Origin of the sequence: Mesorhizobium amorphae (assembly GCF_014843845.1) — a bacterium.
Classification (GTDB): domain Bacteria; phylum Pseudomonadota; class Alphaproteobacteria; order Rhizobiales; family Rhizobiaceae; genus Mesorhizobium; species Mesorhizobium amorphae_A.
On the sequence record NZ_JHQS01000060.1, the window covers coordinates 150,037 to 176,661 of the forward strand.

The 26,625-nt window shown below is 64.5% G+C and carries 23 protein-coding genes, 1 tRNA gene and 1 pseudogene; 18 read left to right on the forward strand and 7 right to left on the reverse strand.

What is annotated here, in order from left to right; all coding sequences use genetic code 11:
- Position 1: 1 nt before the first annotated feature.
- The gene (locus DH08_RS25800) at positions 2-1,183 is read right to left on the reverse strand and encodes an MFS transporter (protein WP_192181967.1); all 1,182 of its coding nucleotides are present in this window, start codon (positions 1,181-1,183) and stop codon (positions 2-4) included.
- A gap of 122 nt (positions 1,184-1,305) precedes the next feature.
- Here DH08_RS25800 and DH08_RS25805 point away from each other — a divergent pair, with 122 nt between their 5' ends.
- Positions 1,306-2,211, forward strand: coding sequence for a LysR family transcriptional regulator (locus DH08_RS25805; protein WP_192181968.1), 906 nt, complete (start codon positions 1,306-1,308; stop codon positions 2,209-2,211).
- 40 nt (positions 2,212-2,251) lie between these two features.
- On the opposite strand, the gene DH08_RS25810 is transcribed toward DH08_RS25805, so the two are convergent.
- Both DH08_RS25810 and DH08_RS25815 read right to left on the reverse strand, forming a co-directional pair.
- Positions 2,252-3,301: an aldo/keto reductase gene (locus tag DH08_RS25810; protein ID WP_192181969.1), complete on the reverse strand. Its 1,050-nt coding sequence runs from the start codon at positions 3,299-3,301 to the stop codon at positions 2,252-2,254.
- A 106-nt stretch (positions 3,302-3,407) separates the two neighbouring features.
- Positions 3,408-4,070, reverse strand: a complete 663-nt coding sequence (locus DH08_RS25815; RefSeq protein ID WP_192181970.1) for a YggS family pyridoxal phosphate-dependent enzyme — start codon at positions 4,068-4,070, stop codon at positions 3,408-3,410.
- A gap of 147 nt (positions 4,071-4,217) precedes the next feature.
- Between DH08_RS25815 and leuS the strand changes: the two genes are divergently transcribed.
- Positions 4,218-6,842 carry a leucine--tRNA ligase gene (gene leuS / locus DH08_RS25820; protein WP_192181971.1) on the forward strand — a complete coding sequence of 875 codons (2,625 nt, stop codon included), beginning with the start codon at positions 4,218-4,220 and terminating at the stop codon, positions 6,840-6,842.
- Positions 6,829-7,404, forward strand: coding sequence for an LPS assembly lipoprotein LptE (locus DH08_RS25825; RefSeq protein ID WP_192181972.1), 576 nt, complete (start codon positions 6,829-6,831; stop codon positions 7,402-7,404). Before leuS ends, DH08_RS25825 begins: the two co-directional genes overlap by 14 nt.
- 221 nt (positions 7,405-7,625) lie before the next feature.
- On the opposite strand, the gene fsa is transcribed toward DH08_RS25825, so the two are convergent.
- Positions 7,626-8,282, reverse strand: a complete 657-nt coding sequence (gene fsa, locus DH08_RS25830; RefSeq protein WP_192181973.1) for a fructose-6-phosphate aldolase — start codon at positions 8,280-8,282, stop codon at positions 7,626-7,628.
- 91 nt (positions 8,283-8,373) lie between these two features.
- Between fsa and DH08_RS25835 the strand changes: the two genes are divergently transcribed.
- The 8 genes from DH08_RS25835 (at position 8,374) to DH08_RS25870 (ending at position 17,180) form a co-directional block, all read left to right on the forward strand.
- Positions 8,374-10,557: a primosomal protein N' gene (locus DH08_RS25835; protein ID WP_192181974.1), complete on the forward strand. Its 2,184-nt coding sequence runs from the start codon at positions 8,374-8,376 to the stop codon at positions 10,555-10,557.
- A 31-nt stretch (positions 10,558-10,588) separates the two neighbouring features.
- Positions 10,589-11,284, forward strand: coding sequence for an aspartate/glutamate racemase family protein (locus tag DH08_RS25840; protein ID WP_192181975.1), 696 nt, complete (start codon positions 10,589-10,591; stop codon positions 11,282-11,284).
- A 95-nt stretch (positions 11,285-11,379) separates the two neighbouring features.
- Positions 11,380-11,775, forward strand: coding sequence for an AGROH133_08824 family phage infection protein (locus tag DH08_RS25845; protein ID WP_192181976.1), 396 nt, complete (start codon positions 11,380-11,382; stop codon positions 11,773-11,775).
- A 235-nt stretch (positions 11,776-12,010) separates the two neighbouring features.
- Complete coding sequence (locus DH08_RS25850) at positions 12,011-12,571, forward strand: F0F1 ATP synthase subunit delta (RefSeq protein ID WP_192181977.1); 561 nt, start codon at positions 12,011-12,013, stop codon at positions 12,569-12,571.
- A complete protein-coding gene (gene atpA / locus DH08_RS25855) occupies positions 12,571-14,100 on the forward strand; it encodes a F0F1 ATP synthase subunit alpha (protein WP_006206552.1) in 1,530 nt (509 codons plus the stop codon). Before DH08_RS25850 ends, atpA begins: the two co-directional genes overlap by 1 nt.
- Before the next feature lie 33 nt (positions 14,101-14,133).
- Positions 14,134-15,018 carry a F0F1 ATP synthase subunit gamma gene (locus DH08_RS25860; protein ID WP_192181978.1) on the forward strand — a complete coding sequence of 295 codons (885 nt, stop codon included), beginning with the start codon at positions 14,134-14,136 and terminating at the stop codon, positions 15,016-15,018.
- Between the two features lie 69 nt (positions 15,019-15,087).
- Complete coding sequence (atpD, locus tag DH08_RS25865) at positions 15,088-16,659, forward strand: F0F1 ATP synthase subunit beta (protein WP_192181979.1); 1,572 nt, start codon at positions 15,088-15,090, stop codon at positions 16,657-16,659.
- 113 nt (positions 16,660-16,772) lie between these two features.
- Positions 16,773-17,180, forward strand: a complete 408-nt coding sequence (locus DH08_RS25870; protein WP_006206555.1) for a F0F1 ATP synthase subunit epsilon — start codon at positions 16,773-16,775, stop codon at positions 17,178-17,180.
- 351 nt (positions 17,181-17,531) lie between these two features.
- On the opposite strand, the gene DH08_RS25875 is transcribed toward DH08_RS25870, so the two are convergent.
- Entirely contained in the window at positions 17,532-19,031 is a 1,500-nt protein-coding gene (locus DH08_RS25875) for a mannitol dehydrogenase family protein (protein ID WP_192181980.1), read from the reverse strand.
- A 102-nt stretch (positions 19,032-19,133) separates the two neighbouring features.
- Here DH08_RS25875 and DH08_RS25880 point away from each other — a divergent pair, with 102 nt between their 5' ends.
- The 5 genes and pseudogenes from DH08_RS25880 to DH08_RS25900 all read left to right on the forward strand — a co-directional run bounded on the left by DH08_RS25880 (position 19,134) and on the right by DH08_RS25900 (position 23,641).
- The gene (locus DH08_RS25880; RefSeq protein WP_192182087.1) at positions 19,134-19,313 is read left to right on the forward strand and encodes a hypothetical protein; all 180 of its coding nucleotides are present in this window, start codon (positions 19,134-19,136) and stop codon (positions 19,311-19,313) included.
- Between the two features lie 45 nt (positions 19,314-19,358).
- The gene (gene kduD, locus DH08_RS25885; protein WP_192181981.1) at positions 19,359-20,132 is read left to right on the forward strand and encodes a 2-dehydro-3-deoxy-D-gluconate 5-dehydrogenase KduD; all 774 of its coding nucleotides are present in this window, start codon (positions 19,359-19,361) and stop codon (positions 20,130-20,132) included.
- A 10-nt stretch (positions 20,133-20,142) separates the two neighbouring features.
- A pseudogene (locus DH08_RS25890) lies at positions 20,143-20,482 on the forward strand (cupin domain-containing protein).
- 269 nt (positions 20,483-20,751) lie between these two features.
- Positions 20,752-22,617 (forward strand): DNA helicase RecQ, encoded by a 1,866-nt coding sequence (recQ, locus tag DH08_RS25895; protein ID WP_192181982.1) that lies wholly within the window; start codon positions 20,752-20,754, stop codon positions 22,615-22,617.
- Positions 22,618-22,750: 133 nt separating this feature from the next.
- The gene (locus DH08_RS25900; RefSeq protein ID WP_192181983.1) at positions 22,751-23,641 is read left to right on the forward strand and encodes an FHA domain-containing protein; all 891 of its coding nucleotides are present in this window, start codon (positions 22,751-22,753) and stop codon (positions 23,639-23,641) included.
- Positions 23,642-23,790: 149 nt separating this feature from the next.
- Here DH08_RS25900 and DH08_RS25905 read toward each other — a convergent pair whose 3' ends face one another.
- Entirely contained in the window at positions 23,791-24,465 is a 675-nt protein-coding gene (locus DH08_RS25905) for a peroxiredoxin-like family protein (RefSeq protein ID WP_192181984.1), read from the reverse strand.
- A 503-nt stretch (positions 24,466-24,968) separates the two neighbouring features.
- Here DH08_RS25905 and DH08_RS25910 point away from each other — a divergent pair.
- Positions 24,969-25,199, forward strand: coding sequence for a hypothetical protein (locus tag DH08_RS25910; RefSeq protein WP_192181985.1), 231 nt, complete (start codon positions 24,969-24,971; stop codon positions 25,197-25,199).
- A gap of 221 nt (positions 25,200-25,420) precedes the next feature.
- On the opposite strand, the gene DH08_RS25915 is transcribed toward DH08_RS25910, so the two are convergent.
- Positions 25,421-25,510: transfer RNA gene (locus DH08_RS25915), tRNA-Ser, on the reverse strand.
- A gap of 384 nt (positions 25,511-25,894) precedes the next feature.
- Here DH08_RS25915 and DH08_RS25920 point away from each other — a divergent pair.
- Positions 25,895-26,593: a 50S ribosomal protein L21 gene (locus DH08_RS25920; protein WP_192181986.1), complete on the forward strand. Its 699-nt coding sequence runs from the start codon at positions 25,895-25,897 to the stop codon at positions 26,591-26,593.
- The last annotated feature ends 32 nt before the right edge of the window (positions 26,594-26,625 follow it).

The window sequence follows — 26,625 nt, forward strand, 5'->3', positions numbered from 1 at the left end:
GTCACGAGCGGGCGGATGCCGGTTCGCCAAGCGCCGGGTTGTGATCGAGGCGCAGCGCCAGTGCGGCCACGCCGAGCGCCGAAAGCGGCAGCAAGGCCGCGACCCAGGTGACGGCGCCGAGGCCGGGGCCGTGGGCGATCACCACGCCACCCAGCCACGCGCCTGCGGCGTTGCCGAGATTGAAGGCGGCGATGTTGAAGGACGAGGCGAGGCTCTGGCCAGCGCCGTCGGCCTTTTCCAGCACCCACATCTGCAGCGGCGCCACGGTGGCAAAAGCGGCGGCGCCGAGCAGGCCGACATAGAGGACGGCCGTCACCTGATTGTGCAGAGTGAGGGTCATGGTGGCGAGCACCAGTGCCAGCAGGACGAGGCTACCGAGCACGGCCGGCACCAGCCAGCGGTCGGCTGCCTTGCCGCCGATGAGATTGCCGGCAATGAGGCCGCCGCCGAAGACGAGCAGGATCGGCGACACCGCCGCCTCGCCAAAGCCGCTGATCTCGGTGAGCAACGGGGCGATGTAGGTGAAGACGGCGAACACGCCGGCATAGCCAAGCACGGTGGTGGCGAAGCCGAGCAATACCGGTGCGCGGGCAAGGACGGCGAGATCGGCGCTGAGCTTGCTCTTCTCCGGCTCCGCCTGGCCGCGCGGTACCAGAAGGAGAATGATGGCGAAGGCAGCGAGCCCGACCAAGGTCACCGCCCAGAAGGTCGCGCGCCAGCCGAGGGCCTGGCCGAGCCAGGTGCCGAAGGGAACGCCGAGGATGTTGGCGATGGTGAGCCCCGTGAACATCAGGGCTATCGCCGACGCCTTCTTGTTGGGCGCGACCAGCCCGGTCGCCACGACCGAGCCGACGCCGAAGAAGGTGCCGTGGGCAAAGGCGGTGAGCACGCGGGCGCCCATCAGCGTCCAGTAGTCGGGGGCTAAAGCGCAGGCGAGATTGCCGATGGTGAAGATCGCCATCAGCACCAGAAGCACGGTCTTGCGCGGCCAGCGGCCGGTGGCGATGGTCAGGAGCGGTGCGCCGATGACGACGCCCAGCGCATAGCCGGAAATGAGCTGGCCGGCGGCCGAGATCGAGACACCGAGATCGATGCTGACGTCGATGAGCAGGCCCATGATGACGAATTCGGTAACGCCGATGCCGAAGGCGCCGGCGGCAAGGGCATAGAGAGCAAGAGGCATGGCGATCGTCCTGTTGGTCGCGGAAGGACGCCTGTCGCCGCGTCCCGACCTGGAAGATCGTGTCGCAACCAACTGTGAACCAGTCTTGCTTTGGGCATACTTTCTGTGAAATAGATTCACGAATGGCGAGGCCGGAGATAAACCGATCTGGAGAGATCGAAGTGTTCGTCCGCGTCGTCGAGGCGGGCAGCTTTTCGGCTGCGGCGCGGGCACTGCGCATGACGCCGTCGGCGGTGAGCAAGCTGATCGCGCGGCTGGAGGCCCGGCTTGGCGCACGCCTCATCAGCCGCTCGACGCGGCGGCTGCAGCTCACACCGGAGGGCATTGCCTTCCATGACAGCGGCGTGCGCATCCTGGCCGACATGGCGGCGGCCGAGCGTGAGACGGCGGCGGGCGCTGCGCCGCGTGGCCTGCTGCGGGTCAACAGCTATGTACCCTTCGGCCAGCACCGGCTGATCCCGCTGCTACCGCGCTTCCTCGAACGTTATCCCGAGATCTCGGTCGACCTTGTGCTGACCGACCATGTCATCGACCTGATGGAGGAGCGCGCCGATGTCGCCATCCGCGCCGGGCCGCTCGGCGAATCGCGGCTGGTGGCGCGCAAGCTCGGGCAAAGCCGGACAGTCGTGGTCGCCGCGCCGTCCTATCTCGAACGGCATGGCACGCCTCGGACATCAGCCGATCTCGACCGCCACAACCGGATGGGCTTCCGCTTCTCGCGCCATATCGACGGCTGGCCCTTTGTCGATAGAGCCGGCCTGTCGACAGTCGTCTCGACCACGGGAAACGCACTGGTCGGCGACGGCGAGGCGATGCGGCTAATGGCGCTTGCAGGCGCGGGCATCGCCCGGCTGGCGCGTTGGCATGTGGAGCAGGACATCGCCGCCGGGCGGCTGGTGCCATTGCTGGAGGCGTTCAATCCCGGTGATGAGGAGCTGACGCACGCCGTCTATGTCGGCCAAGGCAAGCATCTGCCGGCGCGGGTGCGGGCCTTTCTCGATTTTCTGGTCGAGACCGTGCGGCTCTGAAGGACGTTCGGGAGCCGATGGCTCTCGGGATGGCTGTTGCTTACGCCTTCGGTGCGAACGGCGCCGGGCGGCGGCCTGCCGCCTGCCGCTCCAACATCCAGCCGGGATATTCGGCTGGCAGCGCGCTCACCTCGTCCAGCCTGGCCAGATCGTCGGCGTCGAGCTTCAGCTCTGTCGCGGCAAGGTTCTGCTCTAGCTGCTCCATGCGGCTGGCACCGATGATGACGCTCATCACGAAGGGTTTTGCCAGCACATAGCCGAGCGCCACCGTGGCGACGCTGACATCATGCCTTTTGGCAACCCCGCGCATGACAGCGACGGCGGCCCAGGCGCGGTCCTCGTTGACCGGCGGGAAATTGAAGGAGGCGCGGCGGCCCTCGCCATTGCCGGGCGCGCCGGGACCATACTTGCCGGAGAGCAGGCCGCCGGCCATCGGCGACCAGACCATCAGGCCGAGTTTTTCCTCGGCGAGCAGCGGCACGATCTCGCGTTCGAGGTCGCGGCCGGCGATGGAATAATAGGATTGCACGGTCTCGAAGCGGGCAAAGCCCTTGCGCTCGGCGATGCCCAGCGCCTTGGCGATACGCCAGGCCTGCCAGTTCGAGACGCCGACGTAACGCACCTTGCCACTGGAGACGAGATCGTCGAGCGCCCGCAGCGTCTCGTCGATCGGCGTCACCGCATCGGTGCCGTGCAGCTGGTAGAGGTCGATATGGTCGAGCTGCAGCCGCTCGAGACTGGCATCGACCGAATCCATGATATGGCCGCGCGAGGAGCCGCGCTGGTTCGGGCCGCCGCCCATGGCGCCGTGGACCTTGCTGGCGATAACCACGTCCGACCTGTTGACGCCGAGATTTTTCAGCGACTGGCCGAGCAGTTTTTCGGACTCACCGAACGAATAGACGTCGGCCGTGTCGAAGAAATTGACGCCCGCGGCTATGGACCGGCCGACGATCTCGTCGACACCCTTCTGGTTCAGGCTGGCGATCAGGCCCCATTGGGCGTTTTCGCCGGCGGCGCCGAAGGTCATGGTGCCGAGGCAAAGTTCGGAGACGAACATCCCCGTATTTCCGAGTTGATTGTAGCGCATGGTGGCGGCTCCGGGAGATTTGGTGATGACGTCCGAAAAATAGGAACGGTACGTTCCGTTTCAAGCGCTGGCGCAATTGCACTGTTGGGATTGGCTCAAGCTTCTGCTAGCGGCTGCCGAAGATGGCGGAGCCGACCCTGACGCTGGTGGCGCCGAAGGCGATGGCCGTCTCGTAATCGCCGGACATGCCCATCGACAGTTTTGCGACACCGGCTTCCTTGCTGAGCTTCTCCAGCAGGGCAAAATGCGGGCCGGGATTCTCGTCGGCCGGCGGGATGCACATCAGGCCTTCGATGGCGAGGCCGTGAACCTCGCGGCAACGGGCGACGAAGGCGACGGCCTCGCGCGGCTCGATGCCTGCCTTCTGCGGCTCCGAGCCGGTGTTGACCTGCATGTGGAGCCTTGGTGTCCGGCCCTGCCGGGCGATCTCCTTGGCAAGTTCGACCGCGATCTTCTCGCGATCGATCGTCTCGATGACGTCGAACAGGGCGACTGCTTCCTTCGCCTTGTTCGACTGCAGCGGACCGATGAGGTGCAGTTCGATTTCCGGGAATGCTGCCTTCAGCGCCGGCCATTTGGCTTGTGCTTCCTGCACGCGGTTCTCGCCGAAGACGTGTTGGCCGGCCTCGATCACCGGACGGATATCGGCGGCTTCGAAGGTTTTCGACACCGCGACCAGCGTCACCGCACCGGCATCTCGCCCGGCCTCGCGCTCGGCGGCGGCGATCCGCACCTTGACGGCAAAAAGCTGTTCGACGGCGTTCGCCATGCCTAAATCCTGCCTGTCTTTATCGCTCTCGGCCGGATCGCCGCAGTTGACGGGTCCGGCAATCCATGGTGAACACCGCGACGACATTTTCCCTGGCCGCCGGCCATGTTCGGTGGCTCGTGCCTGCTTTTAAGTGAAAAACATCCAATGGCAACCGAACGATACAATCCGCGCGCGTCAGAGCCCAAATGGCAGAAGGCCTGGGACGCCAAGAAGCTGTTCGAAGCTCAAAACGACGACCCGCGCCCGAAATACTATGTGCTGGAGATGTTCCCCTATCCGTCGGGGAAGATCCATATCGGCCACACCCGCAACTACACGATGGGCGACGTGGTGGCGCGCTACAAGCGGGCCAAGGGGTTCAGCGTGTTGCACCCGATGGGCTGGGACGCCTTCGGCATGCCGGCCGAGAACGCGGCGATGCAGAACAAGGTCCATCCCAAGGACTGGACCTATGAGAATATCGCCGCCATGCGCGAGCAGCTCAAGGTCATGGGCCTGTCGCTCGACTGGGCGCGCGAATTCGCCACTTGCGACGTCGACTACTACCACCGCCAGCAGATGCTGTTCCTCGACTTCGTCGAGAAGGGGCTGGTGACGCGCAAATCTTCCAAGGTCAACTGGGACCCGGAGGACATGACGGTGCTCGCCAACGAGCAGGTGATCGACGGGCGCGGCTGGCGCTCGGGCGCGCTGGTCGAACAGCGCGAGCTGACGCAGTGGTTCTTCAAGATCACCGACTATGCGCAGGACCTCCTGGATTCGCTCGAAGGCCTCGACGAGTGGCCGGAGAAGGTCAAGCTGATGCAGCACAACTGGATCGGCCGCTCGGAAGGGCTGCTGATCCGCTGGCCGCTGGCGGCACCGATTGCCGACGAGCATGAGCTGGAAGTCTATACGACGCGGCCCGACACCATCTTCGGCGCCTCCTTCATGGCGGTCGCCGCCGACCATCCGCTGGCGAAGAAGGCCGCGGAAGACAATCCGGCTTTGGCCAAGTTCATCGAGGAGGTCCGTCACATGGGCACCTCGGTGGCGGCGCTGGAGACGGCCGAGAAGAAGGGTTTCGACACCGGCATCCGCGTCGTCCATCCGTTCGACGACAATTGGACGCTGCCGGTCTATGTCGCCAATTTCGTGCTGATGGAATACGGCACTGGCGCTATCTTCGGTTGCCCGTCCGGCGACCAGCGCGACCTCGACTTCGCCAACAAATACGGCCTGCCGGTGGTGCCGGTGGTGATGCCGGAAGACGCCGATGCGAAAACCTTCCAGATCATCGAGGAGGCCTATGACGGCGACGGTGTGATGATCAATTCGCGCTTCCTTGACGGTATGACGCCGACGAAGGCGTTCGACGAGGTGGCGAAGCTGCTCGAGCAGAAAACCATCGGCAACCGGCCGATGGCGGAGCGCAAGGTGAACTTCCGCCTGCGCGACTGGGGCATTTCGCGCCAGCGCTACTGGGGCTGCCCGATCCCGATGATCCATTGCGAGGATTGCGGTGTGGTGCCGGTGCCGAAGGCCGCTCTGCCGGTCAAACTCCCCGACGACATCGAGTTCGACCGGCCGGGCAACCCGCTCGACCGCCACCCGACCTGGCGGCATGTCAACTGCCCGCAATGCGGCAAGGCGGCACGGCGCGAAACCGACACGATGGACACGTTCGTCGATTCGTCCTGGTATTTCGCCCGCTTCACCGCGCCCTGGGCCGACGATCCCACCGACCCGCGGGCGGCCAATGAATGGCTGGCGGTCGACCAGTATATTGGCGGCATCGAGCATGCGATCCTGCATCTGCTCTATTCGCGCTTCTTCACCCGTGCCATGCGCGAAACCGGCCATCTCGACCTAGCCGAGCCGTTCAAGGGCCTGTTCACGCAAGGCATGGTGGTGCACGAGACCTACCGCGTCGGCAGCGCGTCCAACGGCCGCTGGCTGTCGCCCGGCGAGGTCAGGCTGGAGGATGTCGACGGCAAGCGCCGCGCTATCGAGATCGCCACCGGCGATGAGGCCGTGATCGGCCCGCTGGAGAAGATGTCGAAGTCGAAGAAGAACACGGTGAGCCCGGAAGAGATCACCGACGGCTACGGCGCCGACACCGCGCGCTGGTTCATGCTGTCGGATTCGCCACCCGAGCGCGACGTCGAATGGACCGACGATGGCGCGGCCGGCGCGCACCGCTTCGTCCAGCGCGTCTGGCGACTGGTGTCAATGGCTGCCGAGTCGCTGGCCGGCATCCAGCCGGCGGCGGCGCAGGACGGTGAGGCGGGTGCCGTTTCCAAAACCGCGCACAAGATCCTGAAAGCGGTCGGCGAAGACATCGAGAAGCTCGCCTTCAACCGCGCAATCGCCCGCGTCTACGAGCTCGCCAATGCCTTGACCGCGCCGCTCAACGAAGTCGCGGAAGGCAAGGCCGATCCGGCACTGAAAGGCGCTTGCCGAGAGGCGGTGGCGATCCTGGTGCACCTGGTCGCGCCGGTCATGCCGCATCTGGCCGAGGAGTGCTGGGAGACGCTCGGCGGCGCCGATATGGTCGCCGAACGGCCGTGGCCGGTCTACGATCCGGCGCTGGTCGTCGACAACGAAATCGTGCTGCCGGTCCAGGTCAACGGCAAGAAGCGCGGCGATTTGACAATTGCCCGCGACGCAGACCAAGGTGCCGTCGAAAAAGCGGTGCTGGCCCTCGACTTCGTGCAGAAAGCGCTCGAGGGTAAGGCGCCCCGCAAGGTGATCATCGTGCCGCAGAGGATCGTCAATGTCGTTGCCTGAGCTTGGAAAGACGACGCGTTTTCTGCGCCGTGCAGCACTGTGCGGCCTGGTCGCCTCGGCCGCGCTGGTTTCGGCCTGTACGGTGCGTCCGCTCTATTCGAACGCGCCGCTCACCGCCGGCTCGACCGTCGGCGCCGCCGCCGAACTGGCGTCGATCTCGATCAAGCCGGTCAAGACCCGCTACGCCCAGCAGGTGCGCAACAATCTGATCTTCGGGCTCGGCCAGGGCGCGGGCGAGCCGGCTTCGCCGGTCTACACGCTCGATCTCGGCGTCAGCGAGCTGGTCGAATCGGCAGCCCTCGTGCAGATCCAGACCGACGAGGACGAGCCGACGGCCGGCACGGTGACGCTGACCTCGAACTATGTGCTGACCGACGCCAGGACCGGCGCGGTGATCGCAACCGGCAAGCGCTCGGTGCCGTCATCGTTCGACAGGCCAACCCAGGAATACGCCTCCTACCGGGCACAGCTCGACGCGGAAAACCGCGCCGCGCGCGAACTGGCGGAACTGCTGCGGCTTTCGGTCGCCCAGGATCTGGTCAAGCACGGCAAGAAGGCCTGAGAGACCATTTGGAAACTCTACTCCGGCGGCCATCTGATGGCGTTTTCTGCGCTTCCGGTGCTCACGGACCCAAAAGTCCGCTGTGCTCCGGTTCTCGAAACCACCACCATATGACTCGCCAGAGCGAATTTCGAAACGGTCTCTGAGCGTTTCCTACTTGGCTGTTCGCAAGAAAAAGGCCGATTGCTCGGCCTTTTTTCACAAATTCCGGTGGCTCGGTATCAGCCGATCTTCTGGCCGGTCTTGGCCCAGTCGGCGAGGAAGGCTTCGAGGCCCTTGTCGGTCAGCGGGTGCTTGACCAGCGCCTTCAGCGTCGCCGGCGGCGCTGTGATGACATGCGCGCCGATCAGTGCGGCCTGCTTGACGTGGTTCACGGTGCGCACCGAAGCCGTCAGGATCTCGGTCGGGAAATCGTAATTGTCGTAGATCTGCTTGATCTCGGCGATCAATTCCATGCCGTCCGAGCCGGTGTCGTCGATGCGGCCGACGAAAGGCGAGATGAAGGAGGCGCCGGCCTTGGCGGCCAGCAGCGCCTGGTTGGCGGAGAAGCACAGCGTCACGTTGACCATCCGGTTCATCTGCGTGCGGATCGTCTTGCAGGCCTTCAGCCCGTCCAGCGTCAGCGGCACCTTGATGCAGACATTGGGCGCGATCTTGGCCAGCACCTCGGCCTCCGCCATCATGTCCTTGAATTCGGTGGCCACCACTTCGGCCGAGACCGGACCGTCGACGATGTCGCAGATCTGCTTGGTGACATCGGCGATCTTGCCGCCGGACTTCAGGATCAGCGAGGGATTGGTGGTGACCCCGTCGAGCAGGCCAAGATCGTTCAGCTCACGGATTTCCTTGACATCGGCGGTGTCGACAAAAAATTTCATGATGGGGTCTCCTGAAGATTTTCATGTGCATGCCATGCACATTCGGGGTCGGTCTTTGCTCTAGACCAAAGTCGGGGCAAGGTCACGCCTCATGGAAGAAGATTCGCCCTTTGTCGCAGCCGCGCCCGTGTTGGTGCCGATGCCCGCCGAGCGGCCCTACACCTATGCGGTGCCGATGGGCATGCGCGTGGTGCCGGGCTCGATCGTGCGCGTGCCGCTGGGGCCGCGCCAGGTTGCCGGCATCGTCTGGGACGGCGTCGTCGAAAAGGTCGACGCGAAGAAATTGCGCCCGATCGAACAGGTCTTCGACTGCCCGCCGATCGACCGCGCGATGCGCCGCTTCGTCGACTGGATCGCGCAATACACGCTGTCGCCGCCCGGCATGGTGGCGCGCATGCTGCTGCGGGCGCCGGAGGCCTTTGACCCGGAACCGTGGATCGAAGGGCTGCAGCGCACCATGCTCCGGCCCGACCGGATGACGGAGGCGAGGACGCGCGTGCTGGAGACGGCCGAAGGCGGGCTTGCCTGGACACGCTCGGGGCTGGCGCATGCCGCCGGCGTATCCTCGACCGTCATCGACGGGTTGCGAGCGCAAGGCGTTTTTGAGACCGTGATGATCCCGCCGCGACCGGTGGTCGCAGCGCCCGATCCCGCCTATGCCCAGCCAGCGCTGATGCCGGACCAGGAGGATGCGGCCGTGATGCTGCGCGCAGGCGTCGCAGCCGACGCGTTCGGCGTCACCTTGATCGACGGCGTCACCGGCTCCGGCAAGACGGAAGTCTATTTCGAGGCGGTGGCGACGGCACTCGACAAGGGCAGGCAGGTGCTGATCCTGCTGCCGGAAATCGCGCTGACGCATGCCTTCCTCGAACGCTTCCAGGATCGTTTCGGCGCCAAGCCGGCGGAGTGGCATTCCGACCTGACGCCCAGGATGCGCGAACGGGTCTGGCGGCAAGTGGCTGAAGGCGGCGTGCGTGTCGTCGCCGGCGCGCGCTCGGCGCTGTTCCTGCCGTTCCGCGACCTCGGGCTGATCGTCGTCGACGAGGAGCACGACCCCGCCTACAAGCAGGAGGATCGCGTCTTCTACAATGCGCGCGACATGGCCGTGGTGCGCGGCCATATTGGCGGCTTTCCGGTGGTGCTCGCCTCGGCGACGCCGTCGGTCGAGAGCCGGGTCAATGCAAGCCAGGGCCGCTACAACAGGGCGGTGCTTTCGGGGCGCTTTGCTGAAGCCGCGCTTCCCGACCTGAAGACCATCGACATGCGCCGCGCGCCGCCGGCACGTGGCGGCTTCCTATCACCGCTGATGCTCGACCATATGAAGCGGACACTGGAGCGGCAGGAACAGTCGCTGTTGTTCCTCAACCGGCGCGGCTACGCGCCGCTGACGCTGTGTCGGGTCTGCGGCCATCGCTTCGGCTGCCCGGTCTGTTCGGCCTGGCTGGTCGAGCACCGCTTTCGTGGCCAGCTTGTCTGCCACCATTGCGGGCACAATGAGAAGCGGCCGGAAGCTTGCCCGGAATGCGGCACGCTCGACCATCTGGTCGCCTGCGGACCGGGCGTCGAGCGCATCGCCGAAGAGGTGGTCGCGCATTTCCCCGACGCCCGTACCATCGTGCTGTCGTCCGACCTGATGGGCGGGGTGCGGCGGCTGCGGCTCGAACTCGAGGCCATCGCCAATGGCGAGGCCGACATCGTCATCGGCACGCAGCTGGTCGCCAAGGGCCACAACTTCCCCAACATGACACTGGTCGGCGTCGTTGACGCCGATCTCGGCCTTGCCAATGGCGATCCGCGCGCCGCCGAGCGCACCTTCCAACTGCTCAGCCAGGTGACGGGGCGCGCCGGCCGTACCGGCAAGAAGAGCCTTGGCCTGCTGCAAACCTTCCAGCCCGAGCATCCGGTCATGCGGGCGATCGTCTCGGGCGATGCCGAGGCGTTTTACGAGCGCGAGATCGCCGAGCGCGAGCGGGCGGCCCTGCCACCCTTCGGCCGGCTCGCCGGCGTCATCGTCAGCGCCGTGACGCGGGCGGAAGCGGAGGGCCATGCGCGGGGCCTGCGCCGCGCAGCACCTCAGGCCAGCGACCTGTTCGTGCTCGGCCCGGCTGAGGCGCCGCTGTCATTGCTCGGCGGCCGCCATCGCTTCCGCCTGCTGATCCAGGGCGAGCGGCGCGCCGACATGCAAGGTTTCATCCGCGCCATGCTGGCCGAAGGGCCGAAGCTGCGCGGCTCGGTTCGGGTGCAGGTCGATATCGATCCGCAGAGCTTTTTGTGAGATTGATCATGCAAATCGGAGGGCGGATCAGATGAAAACCCTGGGCCTGCTCGGCGGCATGAGCTGGGAATCGACCGCGATCTATTATCGCCTGCTGAACGAGATCGTGCGCGAGCGGCTGGGCGGGCTGCATTCGGCGAAGCTGCTGCTCTGGTCGTTCGACTTCGCCGAGATCGCCGAGCGACAGCATCACGGCGATTGGGACGGCGCCGGCGTGCTTCTCGTCGAAGCCGCGCGCAAGCTCGAAGCCGGCGGTGCGCAGGGGCTGCTGGTCTGCACCAACACCATGCACAAGCTGGCGGATGAGGTGCAGGCGGCGGTGTCCATCCCGCTGATCCACATCGCCGATGCCACGGCGGTCGCGGTCAAGGATGCCGGCGTCAGGCGTCCGGCGCTGCTGGCGACGCGGTTCACCATGGAGCAGGATTTCTACAAGGGCCGGCTTGCCGACAAATACGGCCTGCAGCCGGTGGTGCCGGACCAGGCTGGGCGCGACATGGTGCATCGCGTGATCTATGACGAACTCTGCCAGGGCGTCGTCAGCGGGCCATCGAAGGCGGCCTATATCGACGAGGTCGCCCGCTTGCGCCGCGATGAAAAGATCGACGGCGTCATCATGGGCTGCACCGAGATCACCATGCTGATCGGCCAGGGTGATTTCGACATTCCGGTGTTCGACACCACCCGCCTGCACGCCGAGGCGGCGATCAAATTCGCGCTCTCCTGATGCGAGCTTCCTAAATTGCCGGCCGCCATCTGGCGCATGGGTTCTCGTTCGCTAGAATACCCGCAATTTCAAACAGGCATTTACGAGGGGACAAGATGGACTTTGTGTTTCCATGGCCGACGAGCCAGGGCGAGTGGCTGGCTTGGTCGAGCGCCGTCGTGACCTTGGCTCTCGGGCTTGTGCTGTTCCTGGCGCCGAACCTCGCCTTCCGGATACTCAGGCTGCAGGTCAAGCCCGAGAAAGCGGCGGCGATTGCCGAAGGGCGCGGCCGCATGTCGGGCTTCTATCTCGGCGTCAGCCTGTGCTGCATTTTGCTGGCGCAGCCATGGCTCTACATGGCGCTCGGCTTCTCCTGGCTGTTCACTGCCTTCGGCCGCTTGCTGTCGATGATGTCGGACGGCGCCAACACGCCTTTCAACTGGGCGTCGATCGTTGTGGAACTGGTGCTGGCGGCGCTGCCGCTTGCCTTTGTCTTCGGCTTTTTGCCCTGAATCCAACGGCTTCGCTCGAACTCTTTCGCCGGATGCGACAAAAGTGCCTGAAAACCATGCGGAACGACGCATTGCGGTCTTAAAAGGCCTGTGCTAGACGGCAATCGACTTTCGGCCGGGGATAGCGGAAGCCGCGCCTCCGTGCTTGGAAAAATGCAGTAAGGTCAAAGATTTAGCCAGAGTTCTCACTCGCGCCAACAATCTGCGGCCTGTCAGACAAGAGAAAAGACGGTCCGTGGCCCAATCGTCATCGCCAATCTCAGGTGTCGCAGAACGCTACGCGGGTTCGCTGTTCGAACTCGCCCAGCAGGCAAATTCCGTCGCCAAGGTCGAAGCCGACCTCAACAGTTTCGAGGCGATGCTGAATGGCAGCGACGACCTGATGCGCCTGATCAAGAGCCCGGTGTTCTCCAGCGAGGACCAGGCCAAGGCGATCGCGGCGATCGCCGACAAGGCTGGGATCACCGGGTTGACCGGCAATTTCCTGCGCGTCGTCGCCAAGAACCGCCGGCTGTTCGCCGTGCCGGGCATGATCAAGGCGTTCCGCCAGATCGCCGCCGAGCATCGTGGCGAGGCCGCTGCCGAGGTGACGTCCGCGCATGAGCTGACCGCGGCCCAGCAGACCGAACTGAAGGCGGCGCTGAAAAGCGTTGCCGGCAAGGATGTGGCCATCACCGTCACCGTCGATCCGTCGCTGCTCGGCGGGCTGGTGGTCAAGATGGGCTCGCGCCAGATCGATACGTCATTAAAAACCAAACTCAATTCGCTCAAGCTTGCACTGAAAGAGGTCGGCTGATGGACATCCGCGCCGCGGAAATTTCCGCAATTCTGAAAGACCAGATCAAGAATTTCGGCAAGGAGGCCGAGGTCTCCGAAGTCGGCCAGGTGCTGTCCGTCGGTGACGGTATCGCCCGCGTCTACGGCCTCGACAATGTCCAGGCCGGCGAAATGGTCGAGTTCCCCGGGGGCATCCGCGGCATGGCGCTCAACCTCGAAGCCGACAATGTCGGCGTCGTCATCTTCGGCGCCGACCGCGACATCAAGGAAGGCGACACCGTCAAGCGCACCGGCGCCATCGTCGACGTTCCGGTCGGTCCGGGCCTGCTCGGCCGCGTCGTCGACGCGCTCGGCAATCCGATCGACGGCAAGGGTCCGATCAAGGCGGTCGAGCGCAAGCGCGTCGACGTCAAGGCGCCCGGCATCATCCCGCGCAAGTCGGTGCATGAGCCGATGTCGACCGGCCTCAAGGCCATCGACGCGCTGATCCCGGTCGGCCGCGGCCAGCGCGAGCTGGTCATCGGCGACCGCCAGACCGGCAAGACCGCCATCATCCTCGACACGATGCTGAACCAGAAGTCGGTGCACGACAACGGTCCCGAGAAAGAGAAGCTCTACTGCGTGTACGTCGCCGTCGGCCAGAAGCGCTCGACCGTCGCGCAGTTCGTCAAGGTGCTGGAAGAGCGCGGCGCGCTCGACTACTCGATCATCATCGCCGCTACCGCGTCCGACCCGGCGCCGATGCAGTTCCTGGCGCCGTTCGCCGGCTGCACCATGGGCGAATATTTCCGCGACAACGGCATGCACGCGCTGATCAGCTATGACGATCTGTCGAAGCAGGCCGTTGCCTATCGCCAGATGTCGCTCTTGCTGCGCCGCCCGCCGGGCCGCGAAGCCTATCCGGGCGACGTGTTCTACCTGCACTCGCGCCTGCTCGAGCGCGCCGCCAAGCTCAATGACGACAATGGCAACGGGTCGCTGACCGCGCTGCCGATCATCGAGACGCAGGCCAACGACGTGTCGGCCTACATCCCGACCAACGTCATCTCGATCACCGACGGCCAGATCTTCCTGGAAACCAATTTGTTCTTCCAGGGCATCCGTCCGGCGGTCAATGTCGGCCTGTCGGTGTCGCGCGTCGGTTCGTCGGCCCAGATCAAGGCGATGAAGCAGGTCGCCGGATCGATCAAGGGCGAGCTCGCGCAGTACCGCGAAATGGCGGCCTTCGCGCAGTTCGGCTCCGATCTCGACGCCGCCACGCAGCGCCTGCTCAACCGCGGCTCGCGCCTGACCGAACTCCTGAAGCAGCCGCAGTTCTCGCCGCTCAAGGTCGAGGAGCAGGTCGCGGTGATTTTCGCCGGCGTCAACGGTTACCTCGACAAGCTGGCGATCAACCAGGTCGGCAAGTTCGAACATGGGCTGCTCAGCCACATGCGCTCGGCCGGCAAGGACGTGCTCGATGGCATCCGCAAGGAGAAGGCGCTGTCGGATGATCTGCGCGCCAAGCTGAAGGCGGAAATCGACGCCTTCGCCAAGACCTTTGCTTGAACGAAGCCGGACGCACTGGATCAGGTTTGAAGCATGCCTTCATTAAAAGACCTTCGTAACCGTATCGCCTCGGTCAAGGCGACGCAGAAGATCACCAAGGCGATGCAGATGGTCGCCGCGGCGAAGCTGCGCCGCGCGCAGGAGGCTGCGGAAGCGGCGCGTCCCTATTCCGAGCGGATGGGCGCGGTTCTGGCCAACATCACCCAGGCGGTCGGCGGCGGTGGCGATGCCCCAGCGCTGATGACCGGCACCGGCAAGGACGACGTGCATCTGCTCGTCGTCTGCACTGCCGAGCGTGGCCTGTGCGGCGGCTTCAACTCGCAGATCGCGCGTTTCGCCCGGGATCACATCCGCCGGCTTCTGGCGGACGGCAAGCAGGTCAAGATCATCTGCGTCGGAAAGAAGGGTTTTGACATCCTGCGCCGCGACTATGCGTCAATGATCATTGAGCGTATCGATCTGCGCGAGGTCAAGACGCTCGGCTTCGTCAATGCCGATGCGATTGCCCGCAAGGTCATTCACCTCTTCGACGAGGGCAGCTTCGACGTCTGCACGCTGTTCTATTCGCAGTTCAAGTCGGTGATCAGCCAGATCCCGACCGCGCAGCAGATCATTCCGGCCGGTGTGGCCTCCGCTTCGGCCGCAGCGGCGGACGGCGGCAATGCCGTCTACGAGTATGAGCCGGAGCCGGGCGAGATCCTCTCCGACCTCATTCCGCGCAACATCTCGGTGCAGGTCTTCCGCGCGCTGCTCGAAAACGCAGCCGGAGAGATGGGTGCCAAGATGAGCGCCATGGACAATGCGACGCGCAACGCCGGCGACATGATCAACAAACTGTCGATCACCTACAACCGCCAGCGGCAGGCGCAGATCACCAAGGAATTGATCGAAATCATTTCGGGCGCCGAGGCGCTCTAGGCACGCTCGCAAGAAGGTCATCGACCTTCCGGCGTGCGAAAAACAAAGAGACGAAAAAGGGCAAAGACGATGGCGAAAGCAGCGACCCCGAAGACGGCGGCCCCCAAGGCGGCAGCGCCGGCAAAGGCTCCGGCAGCAGCAGCGAAGGCGGCTCCGGCCAAGAAGGCGGCAGCGCCGGCCAAGGCCGCCGCGGCCAAGGCACCAACCGTAACCATCAAGAAGACGGGCGCGGTCGGCAAGGTTCGCCAGGTCATCGGCGCCGTCGTCGACGTGCAGTTCGGCGAGCATCTGCCGGCGATCCTGAACGCGTTGGAGACGGTCAATGTCGGCAACCGCCTCGTGCTCGAGGTCGCCCAGCATCTCGGCGAGAACACCGTGCGCTGCATCGCCATGGACTCGACCGAAGGTCTGGTCCGCGGCCAGGACGTCTATGACACCGGCGCGCCGATCACCGTGCCGGTCGGCCCGGGCATGCTTGGCCGCATCATCAACGTCATCGGCGAGCCGGTCGACGAAGAAGGCCCGGTCGATGGCATCGAAATGCGCGCCATCCACCAGCCGGCTCCGACCTATGTCGAGCAGTCGACGGAAGCGCAGATCCTGGTCACCGGCATCAAGGTTCTCGACCTTTTGGCGCCCTACGCCCGCGGCGGCAAGATCGGCCTGTTCGGCGGCGCTGGCGTCGGCAAGACGGTGCTGATCCAGGAACTGATCAACAACGTCGCCAAGGCGCATGGCGGCTTCTCGGTGTTTGCTGGCGTTGGCGAGCGTACCCGCGAAGGCAACGACCTCTATCACGAGTTCATCGAGTCCGGTGTCAACAAGAAGGGCGGCGGTGCCGGTTCCAAGGCGGCCCTCGTCTATGGCCAGATGAACGAGCCGCCGGGTGCGCGTGCTCGCGTCGGCCTGACCGGTCTGACCGTTGCCGAATATTTCCGCGACCAGGGCCAGGACGTGCTGTTCTTCGTCGACAACATCTTCCGCTTCACGCAGGCAGGCTCGGAAGTGTCGGCGCTGCTCGGCCGTATTCCTTCGGCCGTGGGCTATCAGCCGACTCTCGCCACCGACATGGGCGCGCTGCAGGAGCGCATCACCACGACGACCAAGGGCTCGATCACCTCGGTGCAGGCGATCTACGTGCCGGCCGACGATCTGACCGACCCGGCGCCGGCGACCTCGTTCGCCCACCTCGACGCGACGACCGTGCTCAACCGCGCGATCTCGGAAAAGGGCATCTACCCGGCCGTCGATCCGCTTGACTCGACCTCGCGCATGCTCGACCCGATGGTCGTCGGCGAAGAGCACTACCAGGTCGCCCGCCTGGTGCAGTCGATCCTCCAGCGCTACAAGTCGCTGCAGGACATCATCGCCATCCTGGGCATGGACGAGCTGTCGGAAGAGGACAAGCAGACCGTTGCCCGCGCCCGCAAGATCGAGCGCTTCCTGTCGCAGCCGTTCTTCGTCGCGGAAGTGTTCACGGGTTCGCCGGGCAAGCTGGTCGACCTCGCCGACACCATCAAGGGCTTCAAGGGCCTCTGCGCCGGCGACTACGATCACCTCCCAGAAGCCGCCTTCTACATGGTCGGTGGGATCGACGAAGCGGTCGAGAAGGCACAGCGCCTGGCAGCTGAAGCGGCGTAATCGAGAGAATAGGGAGTAGGGGATAGTGAGTAGGGAATAGCAAGTGTGTGATCGGGGACGTTCATGCCCCTTTCACTACTGACTACTCACTATTCCCTATTCGCTAATTGATCATGGCTGAAGCTTTCCAATTCGAACTGGTCTCGCCGGAGCGCCTGCTGGTGTCCGAGCAGGTCGAGTCCGTCGTCATTCCGGGCGCCGAAGGTGAGATGACCGTCATGGCGCATCACGCGCCGGTCATGACCACGATCAAGCCAGGCGTCGTCACGGTGAAGACCGCCGCCGGCAAGGAAGAACGCTACGTGGTGTTTGGCGGCTTCGCCGACATCGTTCCGGCCGGCTGCACGCTGCTCGCCGAATCGGCGGTCGCCGTCGGCGACATCGACCGCACCGACCTGGCACGCCGTATCCAGGAAGCCAGGGAAGACGCCGCCGACGCCAAGGACGACGAGGCCCGCAGCAAGGCCGAGCAGTTCCTTAGCCAGCTCACCACGCTGGAAGGCGCCATCCTGCCGGCTTGAGGCGGGTGCTCGTCCCAGGCGACGCGCAGACCCTGGCACCCATGCTATGACGACATTGGCGGCGCAGAACGAGCGTTCCGTAGCGATCTTTCGCGCCCCCTCTGTCCTGCCGGACATCTCCCCCACGGGTGGGGAGATTGGCCGTCACCGCGGCTTTCGCCAATCTCCAACGTTGCAGAAATAGCGCCAGGCATCAGAGCTGCCGATCTCCCTCCTCGTGGGGGAGATGTCCGGCAGGACAGAGGGGGGCGCTGTCCCGCCGGCGTCGGACACGTTTGGGGACTATGCCCTGACGTCACGGCTCTGATCCCCGGACCTCCGCAATCCGATTTGAGTCGGCGCCAAGTCGCCCTATGGCGTATCGCTTTGTATGCCGAGCGCGGCCAGCGCAAGAATCGGGCCGCCTTGCCGCAGGTGGACGAGATGCGTGGCCACGAACTCGATCAGCGTCCGGCGCTCGTCGTGGTCGTTGGCGAAACCGGCGACGTCGAACACCGCCGCCACCGTCGCTTCCGTTGACTGGTTCCGGCCAAAGAGCGCTGCCAATGGCGCATCGAGCGGATCCGTGAAATGGCCTTCCGGCAAAGACCTGCCGCGCGCTTCGCATGCCGCGATCCAGGCTGCGACAACCAGCGACAGATGCGCGGGCAAGGCACCGGCATCCAGGCACTCGATGGCCGACGCGACGATGCGCTGCGGCAATTTCTGGCTGCCGTCATTGGCGATCTGCGCCGTTCGGTGGGCAAGCGCGGTGTTGGAAAAACGCTCGGCGAGCTCCGTCGTATAGGCGCTTGTGTCGAGCCCGGCATCCTCGGGTAGCGTCGGAATGGCTTCGGCCCAGAGCCTGTCGACGAACTGCCGGATCGCCGGATCGGCGAAGGCGCGGTCGACCGTCGCGTGGCCGCTAAGCAGGCCGAGATAGGCGATCGCCGAATGCGCGCCGTTGAGCAACCTCAGCTTCATGTCCTCGAAGGGCCCGACGTCGCCGACCATGGTGGCGCCGAACTTTTCCCAGGCCGGTCGGCCTGCTGGGAAGTCGTCCTCGATCACCCATTGGCAGAATGGCTCGGTCATCACCGGCCACGCGTCCTCGACGCCCAACTCCCCTGCGATCCTCGCCCGGTCGGCGTCGGTGGTCGCCGGCACGATGCGGTCGACCATGCTCGACGGGAAAGCGACCTCGTCAGCGATATGGCGGGCGAGGTCGGCATCGCCAGAAGCGGCATCATGCAGCGCGGCGAACTCGACCAGCAGCCGGTGCAGCGTGGCGCCGTTGGCCGGGAGATTGTCGCAGCAAAGCACGGTGAAGGGTGGCGTGCCGGCGGCGCGGCGGCGCGCCAGTGCCTCGCTCAGGAAGCCATGCGCGGTCTTCGGCGCATACGGGTTCGCCAGGTCATAGACAATGTCAGGATGGGCGGCGTCCAGCCCGCCGCCCGCTGCCCGCAGATAGGCTTTCTCGGTGATCGTCAGCGTGACGATGCGGGTGCGCGGATCGGTGAGCACGGCCAGCACCGCGCCCGGATCCTCCGGCGCCACCAGCATCGACAGGATCGAGCCGACGACACGCAGTTGTTCGCCGCCGCTGTCCCTGACCGCCAGCGAGTAGAGCCCGTCCTGCGGCGCCAGCGCGTCGCGTGTGTCGGCGCTGCGCAAGGAGACGCCGACAATGCCCCAATCCGTCTCTCCCGCCGCCAGGCAGTCGTCGACATAGGCAGCCTGGTGGGCGCGGTGGAAGGCGCCGACGCCGAGATGGACGATGCCCGGCGCGACGCGGCCGCGATCATAGGAGGGGATTGCGACCTGCTCCGGCAATGACCGCAGTGTCGTGTCGGACAGATGGCGGCTGGTCATGACACCAAAAGAAGCTTCAAACGGAGCGGCATGTCGATGTCCCTGTGCGGTGAGTCACACGCGGCCTAACACCTGTTTCCCGCTGCCGCAAGGACAGCCCGAGTGCCGTCGGCAACGTTGACATCATCCGTTACCGACCATACCGATACCCGACCCTGGAGCAGCCGCTTTTGCGCATATCTGGCGCGTCTCGTCGTCGAGCACAGGCTGCGTGAGGACGAGGCGCATGTGCTGGCCGGGGAACTGGCCTACACCTTTGCCAAGAAAGCCTATCGGCTCTGACGGGCTGTTCACGAGACATCCAATGATGGGCAGGCGCTGGATACAATGAGCAAGACCGACCTCAGGGCTTTCAGCCTTTCCGGCAAGAGCATTCTGGTCACCGGTGCCAACACCGGCATCGGCCAGGGCATCGCCGTCTCGATCGCGCGCGCCGGCGGCCGGGTGATCGGTGTCGGCCGCTCGGCGATGGATGAGACGGCTGACAAGTCCGCAGATGCGGGTGGACGTTTCGAGGCGGTGCGCTGCGACCTGGCCGACCCTAGGGCCGCGCAGGCGATGCTCGACCAGGTCTGGGATGAAAGCGGGCCGCTCGACGGGCTGGTCAACAATGCCGGTATCATTCGGCGTGCCGACGCCGTCGATTTGACAGAGACCGACTGGGACGACGTCATCGACGTCAATCTGAAGACGGTTTTCATGCTCAGCCAGGGCTTTGCTAGGCGCGTGCTTGCCGATCCGGGACAGCGCGGCAAGATCGTCAACATCGCCTCGGTGCTGAGTTTTCAAGGCGGCATCCGCGTCGCGTCCTACACGGCGTCGAAGCATGGCGTGCTCGGCATCACCAGGCTGCTCGCCTGCGAATGGGCAGCAAAAGGCATCAACGTCAATGCCATCGCGCCGGGTTACGTCGAGACCAACAACACAGAGGCGCTGCGCGCCGATCCCGACCGCAGCGCCGCCATCCTGGCACGCATTCCAGCGGGACGCTGGGGCAGACCGGAGGATATCGGCGATGCGGCCGTCTTCCTGCTGGCGCCGGCGTCGAACTATATGCATGGCGCCGTGGTGCCGGTGGATGGCGGCTGGCTGGCGCGATGAGGAACTCGTGATGACCGAGACAAAACTCTTCCGGCATGCCGGCGAGGGCGCATGGACGCCGACGCCCGACGGCAACCGCAGGCGCGTTCTGCTCCACACCGACGAGCTGATGATGGTCGAGTTCGCCTTCGACAAGGGCGGCATCGGCGCGCTGCATTCGCATCCGCATGTGCAGGCGAGCTATGTCGCCGAAGGCCGCTTCGAGGTTACCATCGACGGCAGGAGCGAAATTCTGGACGCGGGCAGCAGCTTCATCGTCCCGTCCAATCTGGTGCATGGCGTCAAGGCACTCGAGGCCGGACGCCTAGTCGACAGGTTTCACGCCGCACCGCGCCGACTTCCTCGGCTGACCGTTTTCGGGCCCTTCCAGAAATGGAAAACCCGCGCCTCCGGAGAGGCGCGGGTGTGTTGCCTGGGCGCTTGTGGCGCCGCGGTACTCAAAACATCGCCGCAGGACCGCAAGCCTGCCGCATGATGGTGAAAATAGACTTAACAGGGCTGGAACTGCCCAGCTTTATCGGCCAAGCAGGACGGCAGGTCTTTGGCGAGTCGAGCGCCAGCGGAATCGCGCGGGCGGACACAAATCCGCGCATGCACTTCAACAGCGGACGATACGGTGATGCAGATATCGGTGGCGAGCGTCCCCGCGGACAGACACGATACCAGGCGGCGTGTCCTGAAGGACGTGTTCGGCTTCGACGATTTCCGTCCCGGCCAGGCAGCCGTGACGGAGGCATTGCTGGCCGGGCGTCACGTGCTGGCGGTCATGCCGACGGGTGCGGGCAAGTCGCTCTGCTACCAGGTGCCGGCGCTGGTCCTGGGCGGGCTCACCATCGTCGTTTCGCCGCTGGTGGCGCTGATGCAGGACCAGGTCGCGGCGCTGCGCCTTGCCGGCGTCGCCGCCGACACGATCAATTCCTCTTTTGACCGCGAGGCCAATGTCGCGGCATGGCGCCGCGTCGCGGCGGGCCAGACGCGCCTGCTCTATCTCGCGCCGGAACGGCTGATGACCGATCGCATGCTCGACGCGCTTGCCAGGCTGGACATCAGCCTGATCGCCATCGACGAGGCGCATTGCATCTCGCAATGGGGGCCGGCGTTCCGGCGCGAATATGAGGAGCTGTCGCGGCTGCGCGACATTTTTCCGAAAGTGCCGATCATCGCGCTGACGGCAACCGCGGACGAGGCCACGCGCACCGACATCGAGGCGCGGCTGTTTGCCGGGCGCGTCGAAACGCTGGTGCTGGGTTTCGACCGGCCGAACATCAAGCTCGGCATTGAGCCCAAGCAGGACAGCAGGCGCCAGCTGCTGGATTTCGTGCGCCGTCATGCCGGCCGCAGCGGCATCGTCTACTGCCTGTCGCGCAAGAAGACGGAGGATGTGGCGGCTTTCCTTGAGAAGAACGGCGTCTCCGCGCTCGCCTATCATGCCGGCATGAGCAAGGAGGCGCGCGACGCCAACCAGAACAGCTTCATGACCTCGCCCGGCGTGGTGATGGTGGCGACCATCGCCTTCGGCATGGGCATCGACAAGCCTGATGTCGCCTATGTGTTTCACACCGATCTTCCGGGCAGCCTGGAGGCCTACTACCAGGAGATCGGCCGCGCCGGTCGCGATGGGCGGCCGGCCGAGGCTCGCATGCTGTTCGGCCTCGGCGATATCCGCATGCGCCGGCTTTTCATCGAGGACGAGGCAACGCCGGCGGAGCACAAGAGGCGCTCGCATGGCCGGCTCGACACCTTGATCGGCTATTGCGAGACGGCCGAGTGCCGGCGCCAGGTGCTGCTCGGTTATTTCGGCGAGGAAGCCTCGTCCTGCGGCAATTGCGACAATTGCCTGGATCAGGTGCCGCGCGCGGAGGGTGGAACGCAGGCACGCATCATCCTGGCGGCGATCGCCGAAACCGGCGAACGCTTCGGCGCCGCCCATGTCATCGATGTCCTGCTCGGCCATGAAACCGAGAAGATCCTGGCCAGAGGCCATCACAGGCTCGCCAGCTTCGGCAGCGGCGTGGCGCACAAGAAGGATTTCTGGCTGTCGCTGATACGGCAGCTTGTCGCGGGCGGATTTCTGATGCCGGATCCGGGCGGCCATGGTGGCCTCGCCATCGCCGAGAAGGGCCATGCGCTTGGCCGCGGCGAGATCCCGTTCCTCTATCGCGTCGAGACGCGGCTGCGCCGCGGCAAAATGCGTTCCGCCCAGGGTGCCGCCATGGACACGGAAAGCCTGGATGCCTCGCTGCTGGCGGCGCTCAAGACATTGCGGTTGCGGCTCGCCAAGGAGCGCCAGGTGCCGGCCTATGTGATCTTCTCCGATCGCACGCTGATCGACATGGCCGCGCGCTGCCCAAGCGACCTCGACGCCTTCGCCGAAGTGAACGGTGTCGGGGCGGCGAAGCTGAAGGAGTTTGGAGAGATATTTCTGGGCGCGATTGCGGCGCACGAAGGAAATCAGGTGGGAGAAGCGGGTGATTTGGCGAGATGAGTGAAGGCAGACGCCTGTCCGTCCGAGACGATCACGCCGCAGCACCGCCCCGGCCCCAGGCGCGCAATTAGATAAGTCAAAGGCAACTTTGGTGTGTTATAAACGCTGCGTTCTCGGTGCGGATACGAGATCGATGGATCAGGAAAGACTTCTAGCCGCAGTCCTCTTAGCTGATGTCGTGGGCAGCACGCCCCTCTATGAGCGCATCGGCGACGATGCCGCTCTGCAGCAGGTCTCGGATTGCCTTGACGCGATACGCGAGATCGTCGCCCGGCACGGCGGTGATTTCATTCACTCGAAGGGCGACGATGTGCTCAGCCTGTTCGAGAGGCCAGAGGGGGCGCTTAGGGCCGTCTGCCAAATCAGCCGCCAACTGACGAACGGGCCGCTGAACGCCCGGATCGGATTGCATTTCGGGGCGGTCATTCGCGCGCGGAGCGCGGTATTCGGCGACGTTGTCAATGTCACCGCAAGGTTGTCTACCACCGCAAACCCCGGCGAGGTGCTGATCAGCCAGAGCTTCTTCGAAGCCCTTTCCGCGGGCAGCCGCAGTGCCTTGCGGCTCCTCGACAAAATGGCCTTCAAGGGGAAGCAAGAACTCTTCGATGTCTATACCCTGAGGAGCGACGATGGGGCCCTCGGTACGCAGATCGCCAGCCGGGGCACCACTATCGACAGGCGCTCCGCCCCGCCGCGGCAGATCAATCTGGTCATCCGCTATGGAGATCAATTGCTATCCTGCCGAAACAGCGAACTAGTGACGATCGGCCGATCTCCGGAATGCAATATTGTCGTCGAGCGGCCCTGGGTTTCAAGGCACCACGCGACCTTCACTATTTCGAATGGCAGGGCCCGGCTTGTCGAGCGAAGCTCGTCGGGCACATTTGTGTCGATGGGACCCGGCCATGAAGTATTCGTACGCCGCGAAGATATTCTCCTCTTCGGCTCCGGCGTCATCTCGCCTGGACTGAGGTTGTCCCTCAGCGACGCTCAGGTTCTTCACTACGAAATTGTCTCAGACTGACCCGGCCGGACTCCTCCTGATCGTCGGCCGCCGGGGCCACCGGGATTTACCGGCAGGCGGGGGTGGGGGCGGTTTGTGGGGCCCCCTATCAGGCGACGGCCGCTAACTTCGCGTAATCCTGCGCCTAGCCCCACTACCGAGGCTGCGCCTTACCTTCCGATTTGCGACGCGACCGACATCATCGCCTCAGAGTTCGGGTGGGCGCCCAAGCCGCCATCGAAAACCTCGGAGAACGTCCAGCGAACGACGCCGTTGCGGTCGAGCAGGAACTGGCCCATGAGCTGGCCCACGCCGGTGGCAATCATTTGCTGGTCCGCTTCAGTGATATCGTAATTGTCTTTTTTGTTCAGATATTCGAGCGTGGCAAACGGATCCATCGGCTCAGGCATTTCGCCCGGCACGTTGAGCCGCATCGCCTTCACATCGCTCATCGAAGCCTTTTGCGGCCATGCGCTCTCGTCTTCGGTGATCTGCATATTCGGCAATCCAAAGGCGCGGTGTGAAGTCCGCTCCGGATCGGATGCCGCGAGCAGGCGGAGCATCGGATGGTACCGCAGATAAAGGCGCGCCCGCTCGATGGGCGTGTTCACCACCGTGAGGCTTTCGATGCCCTTCTCGTTGAGGGCTGGTGTGAGCAGCGAAACCGTCGCGATATGACGCCTGCAAAACGGACAATGGAGACCTCGATACAGCCCAACCAGCACTGGTTTCTCGCCTCGGAAATCGTCGATGGCGATCTTGCCCTCGCGGGTAATCGCGTCGAGCACGAAATTGGGCGCCGTTTCGCCAGGTTGCAGCGGGCCTATGTCGAGACGTTCTGACATGCTGATCCCTCCTCGCGGGCCAATCCACAACGGATGTGCGGCGGGTGGCTTGAGCCCATGTTGCGGCACATACGTCCTTGGGCATGCTGAAATGGCGGTCGGCCTAGGACGGCGTCGCGGTCGGCGCCGGTAGTCCATTTATAGCACGGAGGGCAACGCTTTTACACTAGATGGCGCCCACGAACGCTGGACCTTCTCGCGCAGACGATCCCACAGCCAACTGCTGGTCCTCGTCACTCCATAGCTCATTGCAACCGGATGTGAGTTAATCTCCGCTGGGTCGACTGAGCAACCCCCGGCTTCATCGGCAGCCGGGGGGTGGGGTGGCTTGTGGGGCCTCTATCCAGCGCCAGCCAACTCAAAGCGCAAGGTGACAGCCGACAAGCCGGGAGGAGGTTGTCGCTAAAGTCGTCGGCAGCCAAATCTCACTTGTGAAGTCGGCATTAGACAAAACCGTACACTTTTGTGAGAAGGTGTAGGGAAGGCTACGCCTTGGAGGGGAAATGCAGTCGGCCAATTTTGGCTTTCTTGCCGCCCATGATGTGCGGCTGGTGACGCTCGGCGGTTTTGCGGAGCGGTATTTCCGCGACGACCCCTCGACGGCCATCGTTAAACTGCGCAAACGTACTAATGGCGATGCAATGCTCCTCGTTGATCGCGAAGGCGGAAAGGTCCTGCGCTCAGTCGGCTTTGAGGACCCAGAGCAAGGAGCCCGCTACTTCGGATGGTTGTAGGGCGAGCCCGAGGGCGAATGGCAGGCGGCGGCGTATGTCCAGCGCACCATGCCGGACACAATGAAAATGAGTGGTCGACGCTCTCAGGGCTTTGTCTACAGATGCGGTGAACTGGGCCTGTTTGGCGGTCCAAGCAATGCTTAAAGATGCAGCCAAGGGTGCAGGCGGTCAAAATCCCATGTCGAAAAGAGAAATGAAACCAAAAAGATAGGGAAAATCAATGGCGGAGAGGGAGGGATTCGAACCCCCGATGCCCTTGCGAGCATGCCGCATTTCGAGTGCGGTGCATTCGACCACTCTGCCACCTCTCCGCGGTCATGGTCCGCCGTTGCCGGCGCGGCGCACTAGATAACGGCTGGGCGGGCAGGTTACAAGGCCCTATCTGCCTGATTTCCGGCTTCCGCGAACCACCGCGCTGTCGCGATGGCGCGACCCCTTCCGGGCAGGGTGTTTCAAGGGTGTCCTCGTCGCCTTGCCGGATGCAACCGGCGCTGCGGCCGGTGATGGCGCGGCGGGCGAGTCAGAGATACAGCCGCTTGCCTTGACTTCAGCCCAACCTTCGGTTAGGGACAGCGCGCAATCGGCGTGGAGGGGTCTTCCGCGCCGCTTGTTTTTTGAACCCGCAGACTGACAAAAAGACGGCCGAACCGCCTGAAGCGGTTCATCAAGGCCGACCGAACAGCGAAAGGCAAAAAATGTTCGCAGTCATCAAAACGGGCGGCAAGCAGTATCGCGTTGCCGCCAACGATCTCCTGAAGATCGAGAAACTCGAAGCCCAGGTCGGCGACATCGTCGAGATCGGCAATGTGCTGGCACATGGCGAGGGCGAGAACGTCACCTTCGGCGCGCCGTTCGTCGATGGCGCCACCGTCACCGCCGAAGTCGTCGAGCAGGGCAAGAACCGCACCGTCATCGCTTTCAAGAAGCGGCGCCGGCAGAATTCGCGACGCAAGATCGGCCACCGTCAGCTTCTGACCACCGTTCGGATCGCCGAGATCCTGCTGGGCGGAGCCAAGCCGGCGAAGAAGGCCGCGGCGAAGCCGGAAGCCAAGGCAGAGGCTGCCGTCGAGGCGAAGGCCGAGGCCGCGCCGAAGGAGGCAAAGGCCAAGAAGGAAGCCAAGGCAGAGGCAGCGCCTAAGGAAGAAGCCAAGGCCGAGACTGCTGCCGCCGCGCCGCTGTTCAAGGCGCCGAAGGGCGAGCCGGACGACCTGACCGTGATCAAGGGCATCGGCCCGGTCGCGGCCAAGGATCTTGCCGAGCAGGGCATCATCACCTTTGCGCAGCTCGCCAAGCTGACCGACAAGGATGTCGCCAAGATCGACGAGCACATGCCGTTCAGCGCCGACCAGATCAAGGACTGGCGCGAGCAGGCCAAGGCGCTGGCGAAGAAGTAGGAACGAACCGGCGAAACGCTCGCCGGATCGGA

Bases quoted from the DNA above. Each gene is read 5' to 3' on its own strand.
- DH08_RS25845 (WP_192181976.1), top strand. From the start codon at position 11,380: ATGGACTTTGTGTTTCCATGGCCGACGAGCCAGGGCGAGTGGCTGGCT.
- DH08_RS25905 (WP_192181984.1), bottom strand. From the start codon at position 24,465: ATGTCAGAACGTCTCGACATAGGCCCGCTGCAACCTGGCGAAACGGCG.
- DH08_RS25805 (WP_192181968.1), top strand. From the start codon at position 1,306: ATGGCGAGGCCGGAGATAAACCGATCTGGAGAGATCGAAGTGTTCGTC.
- DH08_RS25840 (WP_192181975.1), top strand. From the start codon at position 10,589: ATGAAAACCCTGGGCCTGCTCGGCGGCATGAGCTGGGAATCGACCGCG.
- recQ (WP_192181982.1), top strand. From the start codon at position 20,752: ATGCAGATATCGGTGGCGAGCGTCCCCGCGGACAGACACGATACCAGG.
- DH08_RS25800 (WP_192181967.1), bottom strand. From the start codon at position 1,183: ATGCCTCTTGCTCTCTATGCCCTTGCCGCCGGCGCCTTCGGCATCGGC.
- DH08_RS25875 (WP_192181980.1), bottom strand. From the start codon at position 19,031: ATGACCAGCCGCCATCTGTCCGACACGACACTGCGGTCATTGCCGGAG.
- kduD (WP_192181981.1), top strand. From the start codon at position 19,359: ATGAGCAAGACCGACCTCAGGGCTTTCAGCCTTTCCGGCAAGAGCATT.
- atpD (WP_192181979.1), top strand. From the start codon at position 15,088: ATGGCGAAAGCAGCGACCCCGAAGACGGCGGCCCCCAAGGCGGCAGCG.
- DH08_RS25900 (WP_192181983.1), top strand. From the start codon at position 22,751: ATGGATCAGGAAAGACTTCTAGCCGCAGTCCTCTTAGCTGATGTCGTG.
- DH08_RS25810 (WP_192181969.1), bottom strand. From the start codon at position 3,301: ATGCGCTACAATCAACTCGGAAATACGGGGATGTTCGTCTCCGAACTT.
- DH08_RS25920 (WP_192181986.1), top strand. From the start codon at position 25,895: ATGTTCGCAGTCATCAAAACGGGCGGCAAGCAGTATCGCGTTGCCGCC.
- DH08_RS25860 (WP_192181978.1), top strand. From the start codon at position 14,134: ATGCCTTCATTAAAAGACCTTCGTAACCGTATCGCCTCGGTCAAGGCG.
- DH08_RS25835 (WP_192181974.1), top strand. From the start codon at position 8,374: ATGGAAGAAGATTCGCCCTTTGTCGCAGCCGCGCCCGTGTTGGTGCCG.
- DH08_RS25815 (WP_192181970.1), bottom strand. From the start codon at position 4,070: ATGGCGAACGCCGTCGAACAGCTTTTTGCCGTCAAGGTGCGGATCGCC.
- atpA (WP_006206552.1), top strand. From the start codon at position 12,571: ATGGACATCCGCGCCGCGGAAATTTCCGCAATTCTGAAAGACCAGATC.
- DH08_RS25870 (WP_006206555.1), top strand. From the start codon at position 16,773: ATGGCTGAAGCTTTCCAATTCGAACTGGTCTCGCCGGAGCGCCTGCTG.
- DH08_RS25910 (WP_192181985.1), top strand. From the start codon at position 24,969: ATGCAGTCGGCCAATTTTGGCTTTCTTGCCGCCCATGATGTGCGGCTG.
- DH08_RS25825 (WP_192181972.1), top strand. From the start codon at position 6,829: ATGTCGTTGCCTGAGCTTGGAAAGACGACGCGTTTTCTGCGCCGTGCA.
- leuS (WP_192181971.1), top strand. From the start codon at position 4,218: ATGGCAACCGAACGATACAATCCGCGCGCGTCAGAGCCCAAATGGCAG.
- fsa (WP_192181973.1), bottom strand. From the start codon at position 8,282: ATGAAATTTTTTGTCGACACCGCCGATGTCAAGGAAATCCGTGAGCTG.